Genomic DNA, 19,048 nt, shown 5'->3' on the forward strand with positions numbered 1-19,048 from the left:
CTTGGAATCAAGAATTCGAATTTTCAACAAGTTGAGTGTTTAAGTGATAGCCATTCATGGCAATACCAGTACTTTGCGCAATTCGCCGGGCAAGCTTCTGGAAATCTTTGTAGCAATTCTTTACGGCATCGACGTGGGCGCGATGGCGCCATCGGCGGGTTTGAGAAAAAAACATGGGCTTGCGAACCTCCATGGCCAGCGGCATCAGGCTGCGATAATGCTTGAGCAGCGCCAGCGAGTAGGGGTCTTGGTCGACTGTTGGAGTTCTTGAGACCGGCTTTTCATCCAGTACGGCGGTGCGATAGATCGATGGAATTCGTTCCATCCAGCGTTGATAAGCTTTAACCGGTCTCGAATCACGGATGCCATGTTGCATGACGATATATCCGGCCGGTTGCATGGCTCCCTTAGGCATTGGCAGATCGGAAGGCGCTTTAGCAAGTAATTCAGCCCAGATAGCACGCCAGTCGCGCAAGGTTGGACCCAGGTTTTTAAGTCCTTGCAAGGAAAACAGATCGGGAGCAAGAGGAAGACAAACCTGATCGGAGGCAATCAGCGCCGAACGGTTGATAGCGCCGAGATTGGGGCCAACGTCGATCAACGCTATTTCCGCTCCCCATTTTGTGGCCGATTCGATAAGGCGATGAAACGCCGTCATGATCCGAAAAGCTGACTCATCGCGGTTATGGCAACGAGGCCAGGCATCGGACAGCCTATCCTCAAAGCGAGAGAGACCAAGGTCACCCGGTACCACCCCCAAGGAAGGATTAATTTTTTCCACATGAGGTTTGGCAATATCACCGATGCCGCGAAGGATAGGGCGTATGGCTCCATACACTGTTTGTGGATGTTCATCGTCGTCGGGCCACAATTCTTCCAGACGCTCCTCGTCCAAAAACATTGCGGTTAAGTTGGCTTGCGGGTCAAGATCGACGGCCAGCGTGGGGATACCATGGTCGGCGAACATCCAAGCGAGATGATAGACCAGTGAGGTTTTTCCAACTCCCCCCTTGTTGTTAAAGAAAGCGATGGTCTTCATTCCGGTCTCCGGTAAACCTTGACTAGAACGGAATGCTCGTCGAATTCAAATTGTGCGGGTGGATTACCATTGGTTTTAAGCAAGGATTGCGCCCGTTGCACGCCGTAACCGAAGCGGTTGACAAACCCCAGCGTTTTCATTGCTTCCGCAATGATTGGGTTGCGATAGCTGTTGCGAGTGGGAAAATTTTCGCGGGTCGCTTCTCCATAAAGACCGCCCGGATTCATGATTTCGATATGATCGTCGAACACGTAAAAGCGGATCGATGTATTGCTGTCGTAATTACGGTGCATGACCGCATTCATCAATAGCTCGCGCAATGCCCATTCAGGATAATCGGGGAGTAATTTTTCCCGAAATCCAGCAGCCGGTCTGAGGCTGGTTTGGATCAGCGCCTTGATCCGAAGCTCCAATTCGCGCAGCACGGATTGTAAGTCGCCCGATATCTCCGCTTGATCTTCAGGGATATCGGTCAGGTCGGTGTTTGGCAATTTCAGGTATTGGACATAGGCGCCAGGTAGAAAATAACGAGGATTTTTACCAAATAGAAGGATGCCGGCATGAGTTGGGCTATTTCGCTCTGGGTTGAAGAAATGCAGCGAGCCAAGTTGTTGCTCGATTGATCGTTGATTGGCGGCAATGGTTTCCGAATCAATCGCTTCATGGCGATAAGCTTCGAATTGTCCCAGTGCCAAATCCTCAATAGCACTTTCCGGGCACGGACGGGCGTCGAAAGAACGCGCCAGCGCGACACGCCGTTCGGTCAGAATGCGTTCTTCTTGTTCGTTGGCAATACCTTTACGCGGTCCGATTCGAATCCACACCCGCCCCTTATAGCGAACGGGCGGTAGATCGGACGGTAGAACCTCCACCACCGCCACATCACCGTCGGCGAAGGCGAAAGGGGCGATGTTCATCGCCGGTTGCGGCAGCACGTTGCCATCGGAGCGGATGGCGCCAAGGTTTTTCAGCAGCTCGTCGGTGACTTTTAGCCCAGAGCGCTGACCGTCGTCTCTTACGCCAATCAATAGGTAACCCGGTTGACGATGGCCGGGTAGATCATTGGCGAAAGCGCAGATGGCTTCACCGAATTTATCGGTGTCCTTCGTCGAACTGGTTCGCTCGACACGATCCAGTTCGAGATCGGAAAGCAGAACGGAAAGCTGATCGTGCGTCAGCATGGGGATCGAAATCTCCGCTTCATCAATCGAAAATCTTCCCCGGATTCATGATGCCGTTCGGATCGAACACTTGCTTGATGGCTCGCAGGTAGCCAATTTCGGTTTCATCACGGGTGTAGTGCAGGTACGGCTTTTTGGTTAGGCCGACGCCGTGTTCGGCCGAGATGCTGCCGCCGTGGCGTTGCAGCACTGCGAACAGATGCTCGCTCACTGCTCCGCATTTTTGCGCGAAGGTGGCCGAATCCAGGCCCGTCGGCTTGAGGATGTTGACGTGCAGGTTGCCGTCGCCGATGTGGCCATACCACAATACTTCGAAGTCCGGGTATTCCCGCGCCAGCAATTCGTCGATTTCCGCCAGCAGTGCTGGTACCCGCGAAATCCGCACCGCGATATCGTTCTTGTAGGGTTGATGCTCCGAAATCGACTCGCTGATGTCCTCGCGCAGCCGCCACAATTCCTTGGCTTGCGTTTCGCTCTGGCTGATGACGCCGTCCGCCAGCCAGCCTTGTTCGGCGCAGTGTTCGAACAACGCCAGCGCCTGATCGGTATGTGATTCGTCCGGGTTCTCGAACTCGATTAGCACGTAGTAGGGCGTTTCGGCGTCGAACGGGCGCTGCACCCCTTTTTTCAGTACATGGCGCAACGCCAGTTCCGAGAAGAATTCGAAGGCGCTCAGTTCCAGCTTGTTGCGGAAGACATGGTACAGCGACATCACACCATCCAGGTCGGGTACGCCCAGCACCATGACACTGGGTTCACGCAAGGGTCGGGTCAGTTTCAGGGTTGCTTCGACGATGATCCCTAGTGTGCCTTCGCTGCCGACGAACAGGTGCCGTAGATCGTAGCCGCTGGCGTTCTTGATCAATCCTCGGTTGAGATCGAGTAGATCGCCGCGCCCCGTCACCACCTTCAATCCCGTCACCCAGTCGCGGGTCAGGCCATGGCGGACCACTTTGATGCCGCCGGCATTGGTGGCGATGTTGCCACCGATCTGGCTGGAACCGCGCGAGGCGAAATCCACTGGGTAGTACAGACCGTGGTCGCGGGCGAAATTCTGTAGCGCTTCGGTGACCACACCGGCTTGGCAGGTCACGCTGCGACCGGTCGGGTCGAATTCGAGAATCCGGTTCATGCGCTCCATGGAGACCACGATTTCGCCGTGGTGGGCAACCGCCGCGCCGCTCAGACCGGTGCGGCCACCCGACGGGACCAGTGCCAGCCGATGTTCGTTGGCGTAACGCACCAGTTGTTGAATCTGCTCGATGTTGCTCGGCAGCACCACCGCCAGCGGATCCGGTGTGTACAGACGAGTCCAGTCGCGACCATAGTTCAGGCAACTGTCCGGGTCGGTGCGAACCTGGGCGGGTTCAATGAAGGAACGGATGCCGTCGAGCAGGGCGGCGGCCGATTCGTTGCGGGTAGGCATGGTCGTCAACAGTTGTCGCCGTGGGAAAAAAGAGGGTAAGGTTACTTGTCCAAAATCCATGGATAAGACTTCGTTCAAGCGCATTCTATCACCGGCGGAACTCCACGTAGCCATGAGCAAAACCTCGCTCGACAAGAGCAAGATCAAGATCCTGTTGTTGGAAGGCGTCCACGCCAGCGCCGTCGAGGCGTTCCAAGCGGACGGTTATTCCACTATCGAAGTGCATTCGAAAGCGCTGCCCGAATCGCAGTTGCTGGAGTCGATCGGCGACGCCTATTTGGTCGGCATCCGCTCGGCGACCCAGTTAAGCGCCCGCGTCTTCGAGCACGCTCCCCGGCTGATTGGCGTCGGCTGCTTTTGCATCGGCACCAATCAGGTGGATCTCGACGCCGCCCAGGAACGCGGTATTCCGGTATTCAACGCGCCATTTTCCAATACCCGCAGCGTGGCGGAACTGGTGCTGGCCGAAATCGTGCTGCTGATGCGCGGCATTCCCCAGCGCAATGCCGCGGTCCATCGCGGCGGCTGGATCAAGACCGCCACCGGTTCCCACGAGGTGCGCGGTAAATGCCTGGGCATCGTCGGCTACGGCCACATCGGCACCCAGGTCGGACTGCTGGCCGAGGCGCTGGGGATGCGGGTGGTGTTTTACGACATCGAGACCAAGCTGGCGCTGGGCAATGTTCAGGTATTGCCATCGTTGGACGCCCTCCTGGACCTCGCCGACGTGGTGACCCTGCATGTTCCGGAAACGCCGGGGACTTTTCGGATGATCGGCGCCGAACAACTGGCGCGGATGAAGCCGGGTTCCCATCTGGTCAATGCCGCTCGGGGTACGGTCGTGGATATCGACGCGCTGGTGGCGGCGCTGGAGTCGCAACATCTGGCCGGGGCGGCGATCGACGTGTTTCCGATGGAACCGAAAGCCAACGATGAGGAATTCATCTCGCCGCTGCGCCGCTTCGATAACGTGCTGTTGACTCCGCACGTCGGCGGCAGCACCGAGGAAGCCCAGCAGAACATCGGCCTGGAAGTGGCGGGCAAGCTGCTCAAGTACAGCAACAACGGCTCGACCCTCAGTTCGGTCAACTTTCCCGAGGTTTCGTTGCCCGAGCACCCCGGCAAGCATCGGTTGCTGCATATCCACCATAATCGGCCGGGCGTACTGTCGCGGATCAACGCCATCTTTTCCGAACAGCGCATCAACATTGCCGGCCAGTACCTGCAAACCAACGCCAGGATCGGTTACGTGGTGATCGATCTGGATAGCCACGAACGCGCCGAGACGCTGCATCTGAAGAAACGCCTGGAGGAAGTGGACGGTACGATTCGAAGCCGGATTCTATACTGAGCCGAAAGGGTCGACACAAGCACGGCAATGAGGTCAACAGGCGATGTCGTTGCGAGATGAGTTACTGAAAGCGGGGCTGGTCCCCTCCGAGCAGGCTAAGAAGCGGGACTCGGATGCGCGCCGGCAGGAGCATCAGCGCAAGAAAAACAAGACGCTGGGCGCCGAGGAGGCGGCACGGCGCGAGGAAGCGCGCCAGCGGGCCGACGCCGAACTGGCCCGCAAGCGCGAGCAGGATCGACGGTTGAACCAGCGGCGCGAAGCGGAAAGACAACAGCGGGAGCACGCTGCCCGCGCCCGTCAGTTGATCGATGCCCACCGGCTGAACGAGCCGTCGGCGGAGGCGATCTACAACTTTCAGGACGGCCGCTTTATCCGCGCCGTCCGAGTTACGCCCGCCCAACGCAAGGCCTTGGCCACGGGTCGCTTGGCCATCGTTCGAGGCGATCGCGGCGAGTTCGATTTTCCATTGATTCCCCGAGAGACTGCGGACAAGCTGGCGCAATTTACGCCGGAGCGCGTGCTGTTGTTGTACCCCGAAAGCGAGGGCGACGAAGCCGAGGACGAGTGGGGAGATTGAAGGTTGGGTCGTTGGCGGCTCCCGGTCCTGATCCCGTCGGATGGCGGCCAGTCCATCGTCGGTCCGGGCAAGTGTTGGATCCGGTTTGACCTGCCTGGTTTTTATACCATCACCTTTATTCCATCGTTCATATCAACCACTTTTTTTCGCGCGCAACTGGTTCGAGTCGTTCCAGCAAGCATTGTCGGTAGTGATCTTCCAGCAGCAGGTTAATCGGCTGGCGGCGATTGGCGGCCAGCCGTAGTTGCAATAATTCAAGGCGGACCCGTGCCCGGCTGCGTTCGCTTTCCGGCAGTTGTTGCAGCAAATGTTCGGCTTCGCGTAGTTCCTTGCGCAACTGGAGTTCCGGTGGCAGGAAGCCGGCATTTTTCAGGATGCGGTAGGCGGCGCGCAACTCCTCTGGAATCGCCGAATCGTCGTCCAGTTGCAGCGGCCTGCCCTCACCGGGCAGGCCGCTCAGTTCACCGCGTTCGATGGCCTCGCGAATACGGGTTTCGGCGATTTGGTCGATGGGGTTCATGCCGCCTCTGGTGAGTTCAATTCAAGCCGCTTCATCCATCATCAAGGCGAACACGGTGACGGTCTGAGGCTCGATCTGGAAATCGTCGCCGGTACCGATCAGAAGCTCGCCCGCCGCAAGCTGAGGTTGCGAGGTGTCGAGCAGGCAGCGCCAGCCGCGGGCGTTGCGAACGTCGGGCATGCGAAACGGAACAACGGTTTTCCCGGCATTGAAGATGGCGAGCAGGGTATCGTCGGTTTCCGGATAACCATCCGGTGTGAAGCACTCGCCGGTATCACCCGCCAGCAACATACCGAAACAGCGGGCCTTGACCTCCTGCCAGTGATGATCGCTCATGATGCCGCCGCCGGGGCTGATCCATTCGATGTCACGCAAGCCCGTGGTTTTCGAAATCTGCAGCCCGTGCAGGAACCGTGGCCGACGCAGCACCGGATGCTCGGAGCGCAGGTGAATCAACCGGCGCACGAAATCCTGAAATTCCAAATCCTCGGCGGGTATATCGTGCCACTTCAGCCAGTTGATCTCATTGTCCTGGCAGTAGGCGTTGTTGTTGCCGTTCTGAGTGCGCCCGGATTCGTCGCCGGCCAGCAGCATGGGCGTGCCCTGAGCCAACAGCACGGTGGCCAGCATGTTGCGGCGCAGGCGCAGGCGCAACTGCCGGATGGCCGGGTTGTCGGTGGGTCCTTCGATGCCCTGGTTGTAGCTGAAATTCGAAGGGTGGCCGTCGCGGTTGTTTTCACCGTTGGCCTCGTTGTGGCGTTCGTTGTAGCTGACCAGGTCGGCCAGGGTGAAGCCGTCGTGGCTGGCGATGTAATTGACCGAGGCCCAAGGCCGCCGGCAGTCGTGATCGAACAGGTCGCTGGATGCCAGCAGGTTGGAGGCCAAGCGCGGCAACATGCCGTCATCGCCGCACCAGAACCGGCGCGTGGTGTCGCGGAAGCGGTCGTTCCATTCGGTGGTGCCGGCCGGGAAGCCACCGAGCTGGTAGCCACCGGGGCCGATATCCCAGGGTTCGGCGATGACCTTGACCCGCGATAGGGCCGGGTCCTGGCGGATCGCGTCGAAAAAGCCGCCCCAGCGATCGTAGCCGTATTCTTCCCGACCCAGGGTGACCGCTAGATCGAAGCGAAAACCGTCCACATGCATGTCGTTGACCCAATAGCGCAGGCTGTCCATGACCATTTGCAGCACTCGCGGATGGATCAGGTTGAGGGTGTTGCCGCAGCCGGTATCGTTGATGTAGAAGCGGCGGTCGTCGGGCATGAGCCGGTAGTAGGAGGCATTGTCGATGCCCCGAAAGCTGAGCGTCGGGCCGAATTCGTTGCCTTCGGCCGTGTGGTTGTAGACCACATCCAGCAGCACTTCGATGCCGGCGTCGTGCAAGCGTTTGACCATGGTCTTGAATTCGGCCAGATCGCCACCACTCAGATAGCGCGATTCCGGCGCGAAGAAGCACAGGGTGTTGTAACCCCAGTAGTTGCGCAAGCCACGATCCGTGAGAAACCGATCATCGACGAAGGTATGGACCGGCATCAATTCGACGGCGGTGACGCCCAGCGCTTGCAGGTATTTGATGATTTCCGGGTGAGCCATTCCGGCGAAGGTACCACGTAGATGGTGGGGTACCCCTTCGTGGCGGATGGTGAAACCGCGGATGTGGGTTTCGTAGATGACCGTTCGATTCCAAGGGGTTTCGGGAGGGCGGTCTCCATCCCAGTTAAAACTGGTGTCCACCACCACGCACTTCAGCATGTCGTGGGCATTGTCGCGAGTATCGAAGGATAGATCGGCGTTCGAGTGGCCGACCTGGTAGCCACAGTGCTCGTCGCGCAGGTTCAACGAGCCGTAAAACTGCTTGGCATAGGGGTCAAGCAGCAGTTTGTGGTGGTTGAAACGGTGGCCGATCTGCGGTTCGTAGGGTCCAAACACCCGGTAACCGTATAAGGTACCCGGCCACAGCCCAGGTACGTAACCATGCCAGATCTGGTCGGTGTTTTCCGGCAACACCAGCCTCTCGATCTCGCGCTGGCCAGAAGAGTCGAACAAGCACAGTTCGACCTTTTCGGCATGAGCAGAAAAGAGCGCGAAATTGACGCCCTTGCCATCCCAAGTTGTGCCGAGCGGATAAGGTTTGCCTGGCCACACACGGGCGCGCGATGACATGGTCGGTTCTCCTGGAGAGGGTTAAGTGTCGTGATGGTGGAAAATGCGCGGACGGACTTTCATCCACGGCGCTTCGAAAACAGTTTATGACATTTCACGCAAAGTGCTCGTTTTGCACTATATAAAATGATCTTATATCATCTTATAATTCTCATATTTTTCAAACTCTCAACGATAGGCACGGCGATAACGATGAACGCGAATCGAAGGTAAAAACGGTTCATCTTCAATCCGTACGTCTGCTCGCCGCAAACGAGGATTGGCGATAGGCTCGGGTGCAACCGGCACAAATTCAGGTAGACACCCATCGCGCCGCAGGGGTATCAATACCGGCAGGGGTACTTGCATCAACCGTCGCCGTACCCCAGCACCTTCATGATCGGCGAAGACAATGTTGGCTCGCAGGTGAGGGCAAACTCCACGCACGCGCGCCAGCATTTCATCGACAGGCACTTCGGTCAGTCGTTGCAGTTCCAAACGAATCTGTGGGGTTTCAACCCGCTGTTCCAGCAACCGGCGGGCTGCGGCCACACTGGTGCGCTGAATGACACGGCCCTGTTTGGACCAGGTAAAACCGATCTTCAACGGCCACTGTTCGAGCAGCGGCAGGTGCCGATATGCTTGTTTGAGGTTCAGACGGGCAGCCCCCATGCGCCGCATCGCCGCCGCCACCGGTTCCTGGCGGTGATGGAGATCCACCATCACCGCATTTGCTTCAAGCCGACCGAGTACTTTCAGAGCCAACACGGCTTGTTTGAACTCATCCTTGGCTGCGTTGCAGGCGTGCGCCGCGATCAAGGTTTCAGAGCTTGCGCCGACGATGCCAGGGCAGGTCAGGGTTTCCCGTCCATCTCGACAATCTTCATACCAAAGCGCTCGATAAAGTTGGATCGCCTTGAGTCGCATATCAAGATCGGTCGCGAGTTCGGCCTCGGTACGCGATACCCAGGACGGCAAAGCCGCGTCTCGCCGGACCGCCGTGCAAAAGACATTCAAGCATCCGAGCAATGTTTCAAATCGTTCCAATAAAGCGAGGCGTAAGGGAATCGCTGATGGAACTGGCATGCACGCTTCCTTTATATCATCATCCATAGTTTTCAAAAAAACCCATTCACCGAAGAGGCAACTCCAAGGAATCGAAGATAATAGCTACTTCCTCGGGAGAGGAGGTTCGTTCCGCCTCCCGTACCCGTTCCCGAGTTAAGTGTGAAGAAAAAAATCTCAATAAAATCGTACATATAACTACGCAAGAAGGTTCCTCGCCTAAATCCAATCTTAGTCGTGTTCGTCGCAAATAAATGACCAGCATCCAACTGCACCAGATCCTGATCTTGACTTGGATCATACGCCATCCGCGCAACGATCCCGACCCCCATGCCCAATCGTACATAAGTCTTGATCACATCCGCATCAGTCGCGGTGAACGCAACATTCGGTTTAATCTGAACACTGCGAAAAGCTTCATCCAACTGTGAACGACCAGTAAAGCCAAACACATAAGTCACCAAGGGATATCGAGCAACATCATACAAGGTCAAACAAGGCAACTCGCTCAATGGATGACCATGCGGCACCAAAACACAACGCTGCCAAATATAGCAAGGCATCATGATCAGATCTTCAAATAACTCCAAGGCTTCAGTGGCAATGGCGAAATCCACTTCACCCAATTGCACCAGCTCGGCAATCTGGCCCGGAGAACCTTGGTGGATCTGTAAAGTCACTGCTGGATAGCGCTCTCGAAATATCTTAATGACCGGGGGTAGCGCATAACGCGCTTGAGTATGCGTGGTCGCGATGGACAAGCTACCGCGCCGGTCGTCACGATATTCCTCCGACAGAATCTGTATATTATTAACTTCACAAAGAATGCTTTCAGCCTTGGCAATAATGTGGCGACCGATGGGAGTTATTTCGGTCAAATGTTTACCATTGCGGCTAAACAACTCAACACCCAGCTCTTCCTCCAACAATCGCAGTTGCTTGCTGATACCCGGTTGCGAGGTGTACAGACTCTCCGCTGCAGCGGAAATATTCAGATTATTACGCACAATCGCGATCAAATATCGCAGTTGTTGCAATTTCACAAACCCACTCCACTCGAAAACCAATCGACATAGAACATAGCCACATCAATCTACAGAACGCGGCTGACAGGATAGAAGCACTATTCCAGCCAAGGGAGGCAAGTCCACCACCAATGAATAAGTTTGTCCCATATGAAAAACCGAAACGGCAAGAATATCACCCCTGGTGACGTTAGTTAGACCACTACCTCCATAGCAGCGCGCATCGGAGCTCAATACTTCCTTGTAAACCCCAGGTCCCGGTACCCCAATCCGATAACCAAGACGCCCCACCGCCGCAAAATTCAACGCAACCACCGCAAGTTGGTCTTTATCAGTATTATGACGTAGATACACCACAACCGACTGAGCGGCATCATGGCAGTCCAACCACTCAAAACCTTCCTGACTAAATTCATGGCCATACAGGCTTTCGGTCGAGCAATATAGGATATTAAGATCACGAAGCAGTTTCTGCATACCCCGGTGCTCCGGTAAACGCAGCAACTCCCAATCCAGCATGCCATCGCAATCCCACTCACGCTCCTGCGCGAACTCGTTGCCCATGAACAAAAAATTTCTTGCCCGGATACATCCACATATAAACATAAAGCAGCCGTAGATTGGCAAAACGCTGGTAACGATCCCCTGGCATTCTAGCGAGTAGCGAGCCCTTGCCATGAACAACTTCATCATGTGACAAAGGCAACATAAAGTTCTCGGTGAAGGCGTACAACAAGCCGAAGGTCAGCAAGTCGTGATGATGGCGGCGCAAAGCCGGATCGAACGAAAGATACTCCAAAATATCGTGCATCCAGCCCATATTCCATTTCATGCCAAACCCTAAACCACCCATCCAGGTCGGTCGGGTAACCAAAGGCCAGGCGGTGGACTCCTCGGCGATCATCAATACACCTGGATGGCGACGATGAATGACCTCATTCAGTTCACGCAGAAAAGCAATCGCCTCCAAATTCTCATTGCCTCCAAACGGATTCGGAGCCCATTCACCCGATTCGCGGGCATAATCCAAATAGAGCATGGAGGCCACGGCATCGACTCGCAAACCATCCAGATGGCATTCCTCCAACCAGAAACAGGCACTAGCCAACAGAAAAATTCTTGACCTGATTACGATTGTAATCGAAGACCAAAGTACCCCAAGTACGGTGCTCGCCACGCGCCGGATCCGCATATTCGTAGAGGTGCGCACCATCGAAGCGCGCCAAGGCATGAGCATCCTTGGGAAAATGGCCAGGCACCCAATCAAGGATCACGCCAATACCCGCCTGGTGGCAACAATCAACCAAGCGGCGGAAGTCATCCGCTGTACCATAACGACTGGTCGGCGCGAAATAGCCGGTTGGTTGGTAGCCCCAAGATGCATCCAATGGATGCTCGGTCACCGGCATCAACTCGATATGGGTAAATCCCAATGAACTAACGTAAGTCACCAAACGTTTGGCTAATTCATCATAAGATAAGTAGGTACCGGTCTCATCCCGCTGCCAGGAACCAAGATGCACCTCGTAGACGGACAATGGAGACTTCGTCCAATCCCGCTGCCGCCGTCGGCGCATCCAGAGATCGTCATGCCAGGAATATGCGGTGCTGTCCACGATGATCGAGGCGGTGGCCGGCCGCCGCTCGAACTCATAACCGTAAGGGTCAATCTTATTCAACAGCTCGCCGGTCTCGCGGCTGAGAATATCAAAGCGGTAACGCATGCCGGCCGACACGCCGGGCACGAACAACTCCCAGACCTCACCCCGACGGCGCAAGGGATGAAACCGGCCTTCCCATTCGTTGAAGTCGCCAGCCACACTGGCGCAAGCAGCATGTGGTGCCCAGACCGCAAACAGGACTCCACCGATGCCATCCACCACGCGCGGATGTGCCCCCAAAACGCGGTAAACATGCATATGACGGCCCTCGTTGAACAGATGCAAATCATACAGACTCAATTGCGGCGCGAAACTATAAGGGTCGTGGGCAATATGTTGGTTGCCACCGGCATCCAGCCAGTTCAACTGATAGTGAGTCGGCAGGCCATCGAGCGGACCCTGCCATTCGAACAAGTCGGTATCGGCCAACCGTGACAGCGACTGACCGATACCGATCAGGCTGACTTGGCGGGCACCGGGTAGAAATACCCGGATCTGTGCCTGAGTGCCGCGACCGTGACATCCGAGTACCGCGCCTGGGTCCGGGTGTCGCCCCGCTTGCAGCAGAGCGGCATGGTCGATCATGGGGATATCAGCCAGAGTTGGATGCCGCTGGCTGTCTTCGTGGTCAGAATGGGTCATCGGGGGAAGTTAACCACTGTGTTTCCAATCGCCTTCCAGTAGCTCGGACCAGAGCACCGCAAGTAGCAAAAAGCCGCATTCGGGACCTACTATAATTCATCGAGAAATCGCGCAGTGTCTGCCCGCCGTGCGCGGGCCACCGACCTGGAGGCGACCCGCCACCTTGCCGGGACTTCAAACCCGCAAGGGGAAAGCATAACAGAGAGAGAAAGTTAACGCATGAGCGCGGCCATCACCTCACGCTTCGTCAGTCGGCTGACCCGGGAGTCTCTCGCCCTCATTCTGGCGGGTGGCCGGGGTAGCCGGCTCAAGCACCTGACGCTGTGGCGCGCAAAGCCGGCAACCCCCTTTGGCGGCAAGTATCGAATCATCGATTTTCCTTTATCCAACTGCATCAACTCCGGTATCCGGCGAGTTTGCGTGCTCACCCAATACAAGGCCCATTCCCTGATCCAACATATCCAACGCGGTTGGGGATTCCTGCGAGGCGAGTTCGGCGAATTCGTGGAACTACTACCGGCCCAACAGCGGATCGACCAATCCTCATGGTACAAGGGCACCACCGACGCGGTTTACCAGAACCTGGATATTATTCGTACTCATGCTCCTGAATATATTCTTATTTTAGCCGGCGACCACATCTACAAAATGGACTATGGTCCGATGCTGGCGCAACATGTGGAAAGCAAGGCCGATGTCACGGTCGGCAGCATCGAGGTTCCCCGCGAACGGGCGCGTGAATTCGGGGTGCTGACGGTCAACGAAAACAACGAAATCCTCCGTTTCGTGGAAAAACCGCAGAACCCGGAAACCTGCCGGGACAGAGCGACGTCACGTTGGCCTCGATGGGTATTTACGTATTCAATACTCACTTCCTGTTCGAAAAAACTGATCGAAGACGCAGGTATCGAAGATTCCAATCACGATTTCGGTCGGGATCTGGTGCCGCGCCTAATCGGGCGACACCGGGCGATCGCCTATCCGTTTCGCGACGTGCAAACCAAGGAACAGAGTTACTGGCGCGATGTAGGGACGGTGGATGCATTCTGGGGGGCAAACATGGAGCTGGTCGGCGTGGATCCCGAACTGAACCTATACGATGAACATTGGCCCATCTGGACGTATCAGGACCAGTCGCCGCCCGCCAAGTTCGTCTTCGACGACGAAGGTCGCCGGGGCATGGCGGTGGATTCCATGATCGCGGATGGTTGCATCATTTCCGGGGGTTACGTCAACCATTCCCTGCTGTTTTCCGGCGTCCAAGTCCATTCCTACGTTCAGCTACGGGATGCCGTGGTCCTGCCGGGCGTCGATATCGGCCGCTATTGCCGACTGCATAAGGTTATCATTGACCGTGCCTGCATCATTCCTCCGGGAACCGTCATCGGTGAAGATCCGGAAGAAGATGCCCGTCGATTCTATCGCACCGAACAAGGCGTGGTTTTGGTCGCCCGCGAGATGCTGGGCCAGGAATCCCCCCCTGTTCGCTGATTCGATCGCCGCAGTCATTTTACTTCGTCCTTTCCGGCCAAATAGAACAAGAATTTCCACAATCCAAGGAGTTAATCAGTCATGAATCAGGATTCGCCACTCGACCGGCGGCGCGCGGGTTTATTGTTGCATCCAACTTCGCTACCCGGAGGCCACGGCAACGGCGATCTGGGACCGGATGCTTATCGGTTCGTCGAATTCATGGCCGCCTGCGGCTTCAGCGTTTGGCAAACGCTGCCGCTGGGACCGCCCCACGACGATCTTTCCCCATACTCGGCACAGTCGGTTCACGCGGGGAACCCGCGACTGATCGCGCTCGATCCGCTCGTCGAGGCAGGCTGGCTGCAAGCGGATCAAGGACCACGAGCGGAGGAAAAGGGTTGGGACTACCGCCAGCGGCGGTTAAGCGAAGCCTATCAGGGATTTCAGCGGCATGGCGCCGCCGAGCAGGATACCTATGCGGCGTTTCAGCGCCAGCACAAATATTGGTTGGATGACTATGCACTCTATCAGGCTATCCACGCGGCTCACCAGCGGCAGGCGTGGTTCGATTGGCCCGTCGAGCTGCGTGACCGCCATCCGAAAGCGCTGGCGACGGCGCGGCAACAATATGGGGTGGTCTTCGAACAGTGCAAGTTCGAACAATTCCTGTTTTACCGGCAATGGGAATCCCTCAAGCGTTTCGCCAATGACCGCGGCATCCTGATCTTCGGCGATATTCCGCTGTTCGTCGGCTACGACAGCGCTGACGTGTGGGCGCGTCGCGATGCTTTTCAACTGGACAAGGAAGGGCGGCGGGAAGTCGTCGCCGGCGTGCCGCCCGATTACTTCTCCGCCACCGGCCAGCTCTGGGGCAATCCGCATTACGCTTGGGACAAGATGCGTGCCGACGGTTTTGCATGGTGGAAGGAGCGGATTCGCACGCAGTTCACTCAATTCGACCTGCTGCGCATCGACCATTTTCGTGGCCTGGAGGCGTACTGGGAGATACCGGCGACGGCCGAGACAGCCGTCAACGGCTGCTGGCGACAGGCGCCGGGCCATGAATTGTTCGAAGCCTTGCAGGACGAGTTTGGTCGGTTGCCGCTGGTTGCGGAGGATCTGGGCATCATCACGCCGGAAGTCGAAGCGCTGCGCGACAGCCACGGCTTGCCGGGCATGAAGGTCCTGCATTTCGCCTTCGGCGGCGGGGCCGACAATCCCTACCTACCGCACAATCACGTCATCAATGCGGTGGCCTATACCGGAACCCACGATAACGACACCACCATGGGCTGGTTTCAGCAACTGGACGAGTCGACGCGAGCGCATGTGTTCGACTACCTGGGCGGCGGCCCGGAGCGGATGCCGGATCTGTTGGTGCGAACGGTCTTTGCTTCCGTGGCGCGACTGGCGGTGATACCGATGCAGGACTTGCTGGAGCTGGGCAGCGAGGATCGCATGAACCGGCCGGGCGTGCCAGATGGCAATTGGACTTGGCGGTTCCGCTGGGAGCAGATCGAACCGCGCATGACCGACCATTACCAACATCTGCTGCACTTGTACGGGCGCATCTGAATGCGTATCGAAGCCGGTTTGAAGTTGGGCTTCAAGGATGTATTGATCCGGCCCAAGCGCTCGACGCTGAGCAGTCGCAGCCACGTCAGGCTCGAACGCAGCTTCAAATTCCGGCACACGGACCGAAGCTGGAGCGGGATTCCGATCATGGCCGCCAACATGGACACCGTCGGCACCTTCGCCATGGCGACGGCACTTGCCCGGCATGGCTTGTGCGCGGCCGTGCACAAGCATTATGCGCCAGCGGAATGGGCGGTGTTCGTTACGCAACTGAATGGCACGGACGAAAGCCAGTTGTTGGACAACGTGGCGGTTAGCACCGGTATCTCGGACCACGATCTCGATAAATTGACCCGGATCATGGAATGCCATCCGGCATTGACCTTCATCTGCATGGACGTGGCGAACGGCTATTCGGAGGATTTCGTGGCCCGGATCGGCGAGGTCCGGACGCGCTATCCAGACAAGATCATCATCGCCGGCAATGTGGTCACCGGCGAAATGGTGGAACAACTGCTGCTGTCCGGCGCCGACATCGTCAAGGTCGGCATCGGGCCGGGCTCGGTTTGCACCACACGGATCAAGACCGGTGTGGGCTACCCGCAATTGTCGGCGATCATCGAGTGCGCCGACGCCGCGCACGGGTTGTCCGGGCATATCATTTCGGATGGCGGTTGCGTCTGCTCCGGTGATGTGGCCAAGGCATTCGGCGCGGGCGCGGATTTCGTCATGCTGGGCGGCATGCTGGCGGGGCACGACGAGGGCGGCGGAGAAGTCCTGCAAGAGCAGGATGGACAGCGCCGAGTCAGGTTCTACGGCATGAGTTCGAAAACGGCAATGGAGAAATACAGCGGCGGGGTTGCCGATTACCGCGCCTCGGAAGGCAAGACCGTAACCGTACCATACCGGGGACCCGTGGAGGAAACGATCAAGGATATCTTGGGCGGGCTGCGTTCCGCTTGTACCTATGTCGGAGCCAGCCAGCTCAAGGAACTGAGCAAGCGCACCACCTTCGTCAGGGTGATGGAACAGCACAATCCCATTTTCAATGAGTAGATTTCGACCGCCGTGACCGCTGACCAGATTTGGAGATTACTGAGCGCCATCCGCGAGCGGCGGCCTCTGGTGCATAACATCACCAACTTCGTGGTGATGAACAACAGCGCGAATGCACTGCTGGCGCTGGGAGCTTCGCCGGCCATGGTGCATTCCAACGACGAAGTGGAGGATTTTGTCGCGCTCAGCCAGGCACTGGTGGTCAACATCGGCACCTTGTATTCGGAGCAGATCGCCGCCAGCAAGTTGGCGGCGATCCGAGCGAAGGCGGCTGGCATACCGTGGGTGCTCGATCCGGTGGGGGCGGGGGCTACACCGTACCGGACAGGCTGCGGCGGTTGCCCTGGCCCGATTGGGGCCGAGCGTCATTCGGGGCAACGGGTCGGAGATTCTGGCCTTGGCACAACAGGCGCGGGCAGGGCAGGGCAGGGGGGTCGACAGTCTTCACGGTTCGGAAGCAGCGCTGGATGCGGCACGAAAACTGGCCGAGGACAGCGGCGCGGCGATTGCGATTACCGGCGAAGTGGATTACGTGACCGATGGTCGGCGAGTCGTGGAAATTCATAACGGCCATGCGCTGATGACGCGAGTCACCGGATTGGGATGTTCGGCGACGGCGGTTATTGGCGCATTCTTGGCCGTGGAACCCGATGCGTTGGCGGCGACCGTGGCGGCGTTGGCGGTGTTCGGCGTGGCCGGAGAACTGGCGGCGGAACAGGCGAGGGGACCAGGAAGTTTGCAGGTGGAACTGCTGGATGCGCTCTATGCGCTGGATGCGGCGACCCTGACCGCGCGGGCGCGGGCCACCGGTTAGCAACAGGGGGCAATGCGCGGGTTTTCGTCTCCGTTAGTCCCCCGCGCATCGCCCCTCTGGTTTTTCAGCGTGGCAAATCCGATTTGCCCATCAAATATTCGTCCACTGCCCGAGCGCACTGCCGGCCTTCGCGGATCGCCCAGACCACCAGAGACTGACCGCGCCGCATGTCGCCGGCGCTGAAAACCTTGTTGAGCGAGGTCTGGTAGCCTTGGGTGTCGGCGCGGACATTGCCACGCGGATCCAAAGCCACGCTCAGCTCCCGCAACATGCCCTCGTGGATCGGGTGAACGAAACCCATAGCCAGCAGCACCAATCCGGCTGGGATTTCGAACTCGCTGCCCGGCACTTCCACCATGGTCTGCCGGCCATCGACCTGCCGCCATTCCAGCCGAACCAGCTTGATGGCACTCACCTGTCCATCCTGACCGACGAAGGCTTGGGTCGCTATCGACCAATCCCGCTCGCAGCCTTCCTCCTGAGAGCTGGAGGTACGCAGCTTCAGCGGCCAATTCGGCCAAGTCAGCAGCTTGTTTTCATGCAGGGGCGGTTTGGGCATGATCTCCAGTTGAGTCACCGAGCGCGCACCCTGCCGGATCGAGGTGCCGACGCAGTCGGAACCGGTATCGCCGCCGCCGATGACCACCACGTCCTTACCGTCGGCGAGAATTTCCTCATCGACGAGTTTCTGGCCCGCGACCCGGCGGTTTTGCTGGGTGAGGAAATTCATGGCGTAATGGATATTCCGCAACTCACGACCTAGTACGTTCAAGTCGCGCGGTTGCTCCGCGCCGCCGGCCAGTACCAGGGCATCGAATTCCGCCAGTAAGCGGCGAGCGGAGATATCACTGCCCACATGGTTATTGGGACGGAATTCGACGCCTTCGGCCTGCATTTGCGCCAGACGGCGGTCGATCATATCGACTTCCAGCTTGAAGTCGGGAATGCCGTAACGCAGCAGGCCGCCGATGCGGTCGTTTTTCTCGAACACCACCACGCCATGGCCCGCCCGCGCCAATTGCTGGGCGCAAGCCAGCCCGGCGGGACCGGAACCGACCACGGCCACGCGCTTGCCAGTGCGATGCGCGGGGATCTGCGGTACCACCCAGCCTTCAGCCCAACCTTTGTCGATGATGGCGCACTCGATATCCTTGATCGTCACCGGCTGATCGTTGAAGTTCAGGGTACAAGACGCTTCGCAGGGCGCCGGGCAGATCCGCCCGGTAAATTCCGGGAAGTTGTTGGTGGAATGCAGGACGTCCAGGGCTTCGCGCCAGTTGCCGCGATACACCAGATCGTTCCAGTCGGGAATGATGTTGTTGACCGGACAGCCGTTATGGCAATAGGGAATGCCGCAATCCATGCAGCGCGCGGCTTGTTCTCGTACTCGCGGTTCCGGTAGGGGAACCACGAAGTCGCGGAAATGCCGGACCCGCTCTTCGACCGGGATATAGTCATGATCGTGACGGGCGATTTCCAGAAAACCGGTTGGCTTACCCAT

The 19,048-nt window shown here is 57.7% G+C and carries 12 protein-coding genes and 3 pseudogenes; 6 read left to right on the forward strand and 9 right to left on the reverse strand.

Features of this window, described 5'->3' with window-relative positions; genetic code table 11:
* Positions 1 to 7: 7 nt before the first annotated feature.
* Genes E4P82_RS08890 through E4P82_RS08900 form a run of 3 tightly spaced genes read right to left on the reverse strand, consistent with a single transcriptional unit; the run spans position 8 to position 3,646 of the window.
* Positions 8 to 1,039, reverse strand: a complete 1,032-nt coding sequence (locus E4P82_RS08890) for a ParA family protein (RefSeq protein WP_169248546.1) — start codon at positions 1,037 to 1,039, stop codon at positions 8 to 10.
* Entirely contained in the window at positions 1,036 to 2,220 is a 1,185-nt protein-coding gene (locus E4P82_RS08895) for an ATP-binding protein (RefSeq protein ID WP_169248547.1), read from the reverse strand. Before E4P82_RS08895 ends, E4P82_RS08890 begins: the two co-directional genes overlap by 4 nt.
* Before the next feature lie 22 nt (positions 2,221 to 2,242).
* Positions 2,243 to 3,646: an FAD-binding oxidoreductase gene (locus E4P82_RS08900; RefSeq protein ID WP_169248566.1), complete on the reverse strand. Its 1,404-nt coding sequence runs from the start codon at positions 3,644 to 3,646 to the stop codon at positions 2,243 to 2,245.
* Between the two features lie 112 nt (positions 3,647 to 3,758).
* On the opposite strand from E4P82_RS08900, the gene serA reads away from it, so the two are divergent.
* Positions 3,759 to 4,997 (forward strand): phosphoglycerate dehydrogenase, encoded by a 1,239-nt coding sequence (gene serA, locus E4P82_RS08905; protein ID WP_169248548.1) that lies wholly within the window; start codon positions 3,759 to 3,761, stop codon positions 4,995 to 4,997.
* Between the two features lie 43 nt (positions 4,998 to 5,040).
* Positions 5,041 to 5,574 carry a DUF2058 family protein gene (locus tag E4P82_RS08910; protein ID WP_169248549.1) on the forward strand — a complete coding sequence of 178 codons (534 nt, stop codon included), beginning with the start codon at positions 5,041 to 5,043 and terminating at the stop codon, positions 5,572 to 5,574.
* Between the two features lie 127 nt (positions 5,575 to 5,701).
* On the opposite strand, the gene E4P82_RS08915 is transcribed toward E4P82_RS08910, so the two are convergent.
* From E4P82_RS08915 to glgB, 5 genes and pseudogenes are all read right to left on the reverse strand, one after another.
* A complete protein-coding gene (locus E4P82_RS08915) occupies positions 5,702 to 6,094 on the reverse strand; it encodes a DnaJ family domain-containing protein (RefSeq protein ID WP_169248550.1) in 393 nt (130 codons plus the stop codon).
* Positions 6,095 to 6,115: 21 nt separating this feature from the next.
* Complete coding sequence (gene glgX, locus E4P82_RS08920) at positions 6,116 to 8,257, reverse strand: glycogen debranching protein GlgX (RefSeq protein WP_169248551.1); 2,142 nt, start codon at positions 8,255 to 8,257, stop codon at positions 6,116 to 6,118.
* Positions 8,258 to 8,425: 168 nt separating this feature from the next.
* Positions 8,426 to 9,322, reverse strand: a complete 897-nt coding sequence (locus tag E4P82_RS08925) for a hypothetical protein (RefSeq protein ID WP_169248552.1) — start codon at positions 9,320 to 9,322, stop codon at positions 8,426 to 8,428.
* A 46-nt stretch (positions 9,323 to 9,368) separates the two neighbouring features.
* Positions 9,369 to 10,344, reverse strand: a pseudogene (gene cysB, locus E4P82_RS08930) (HTH-type transcriptional regulator CysB).
* 45 nt (positions 10,345 to 10,389) lie between these two features.
* A pseudogene (glgB, locus tag E4P82_RS08935) lies at positions 10,390 to 12,572 on the reverse strand (1,4-alpha-glucan branching protein GlgB).
* Between the two features lie 276 nt (positions 12,573 to 12,848).
* Here glgB and glgC point away from each other — a divergent pair.
* The 4 genes and pseudogenes from glgC (at position 12,849) to thiM (ending at position 17,547) form a co-directional block, all read left to right on the forward strand.
* Positions 12,849 to 14,120 carry a glucose-1-phosphate adenylyltransferase gene (gene glgC, locus E4P82_RS08940; RefSeq protein ID WP_246327458.1) on the forward strand — a complete coding sequence of 424 codons (1,272 nt, stop codon included), beginning with the start codon at positions 12,849 to 12,851 and terminating at the stop codon, positions 14,118 to 14,120.
* 81 nt (positions 14,121 to 14,201) lie between these two features.
* Positions 14,202 to 15,677 (forward strand): 4-alpha-glucanotransferase, encoded by a 1,476-nt coding sequence (gene malQ / locus E4P82_RS08945; RefSeq protein WP_169248553.1) that lies wholly within the window; start codon positions 14,202 to 14,204, stop codon positions 15,675 to 15,677.
* Complete coding sequence (locus tag E4P82_RS08950) at positions 15,678 to 16,733, forward strand: GMP reductase (protein ID WP_169248554.1); 1,056 nt, start codon at positions 15,678 to 15,680, stop codon at positions 16,731 to 16,733. It abuts the gene before it with no gap.
* 12 nt (positions 16,734 to 16,745) lie between these two features.
* Positions 16,746 to 17,547: pseudogene (gene thiM / locus E4P82_RS08955) on the forward strand (hydroxyethylthiazole kinase).
* Between the two features lie 64 nt (positions 17,548 to 17,611).
* On the opposite strand, the gene E4P82_RS08960 reads toward thiM, so the two are convergent.
* Complete coding sequence (locus E4P82_RS08960; protein ID WP_169248555.1) at positions 17,612 to 19,048, reverse strand: glutamate synthase subunit beta; 1,437 nt, start codon at positions 19,046 to 19,048, stop codon at positions 17,612 to 17,614.

Source organism: Candidatus Competibacter phosphatis, assembly GCF_012939995.1.
Classification (GTDB): Bacteria; Pseudomonadota; Gammaproteobacteria; order Competibacterales; family Competibacteraceae; genus Competibacter; species Competibacter phosphatis.

Coding starts and splice junctions, on each gene's coding strand:
- E4P82_RS08890 (WP_169248546.1), bottom strand. CDS start 1,039: ATGAAGACCATCGCTTTCTTTAACAACAAGGGGGGAGTTGGAAAAACC.
- E4P82_RS08895 (WP_169248547.1), bottom strand. CDS start 2,220: ATGCTGACGCACGATCAGCTTTCCGTTCTGCTTTCCGATCTCGAACTG.
- E4P82_RS08900 (WP_169248566.1), bottom strand. CDS start 3,646: ATGCCTACCCGCAACGAATCGGCCGCCGCCCTGCTCGACGGCATCCGT.
- serA (WP_169248548.1), top strand. CDS start 3,759: ATGAGCAAAACCTCGCTCGACAAGAGCAAGATCAAGATCCTGTTGTTG.
- E4P82_RS08910 (WP_169248549.1), top strand. CDS start 5,041: ATGTCGTTGCGAGATGAGTTACTGAAAGCGGGGCTGGTCCCCTCCGAG.
- E4P82_RS08915 (WP_169248550.1), bottom strand. CDS start 6,094: ATGAACCCCATCGACCAAATCGCCGAAACCCGTATTCGCGAGGCCATC.
- glgX (WP_169248551.1), bottom strand. CDS start 8,257: ATGTCATCGCGCGCCCGTGTGTGGCCAGGCAAACCTTATCCGCTCGGC.
- E4P82_RS08925 (WP_169248552.1), bottom strand. CDS start 9,322: ATGCCAGTTCCATCAGCGATTCCCTTACGCCTCGCTTTATTGGAACGA.
- glgC (WP_246327458.1), top strand. CDS start 12,849: ATGAGCGCGGCCATCACCTCACGCTTCGTCAGTCGGCTGACCCGGGAG.
- malQ (WP_169248553.1), top strand. CDS start 14,202: ATGAATCAGGATTCGCCACTCGACCGGCGGCGCGCGGGTTTATTGTTG.
- E4P82_RS08950 (WP_169248554.1), top strand. CDS start 15,678: ATGCGTATCGAAGCCGGTTTGAAGTTGGGCTTCAAGGATGTATTGATC.
- E4P82_RS08960 (WP_169248555.1), bottom strand. CDS start 19,048: ATGGGTAAGCCAACCGGTTTTCTGGAAATCGCCCGTCACGATCATGAC.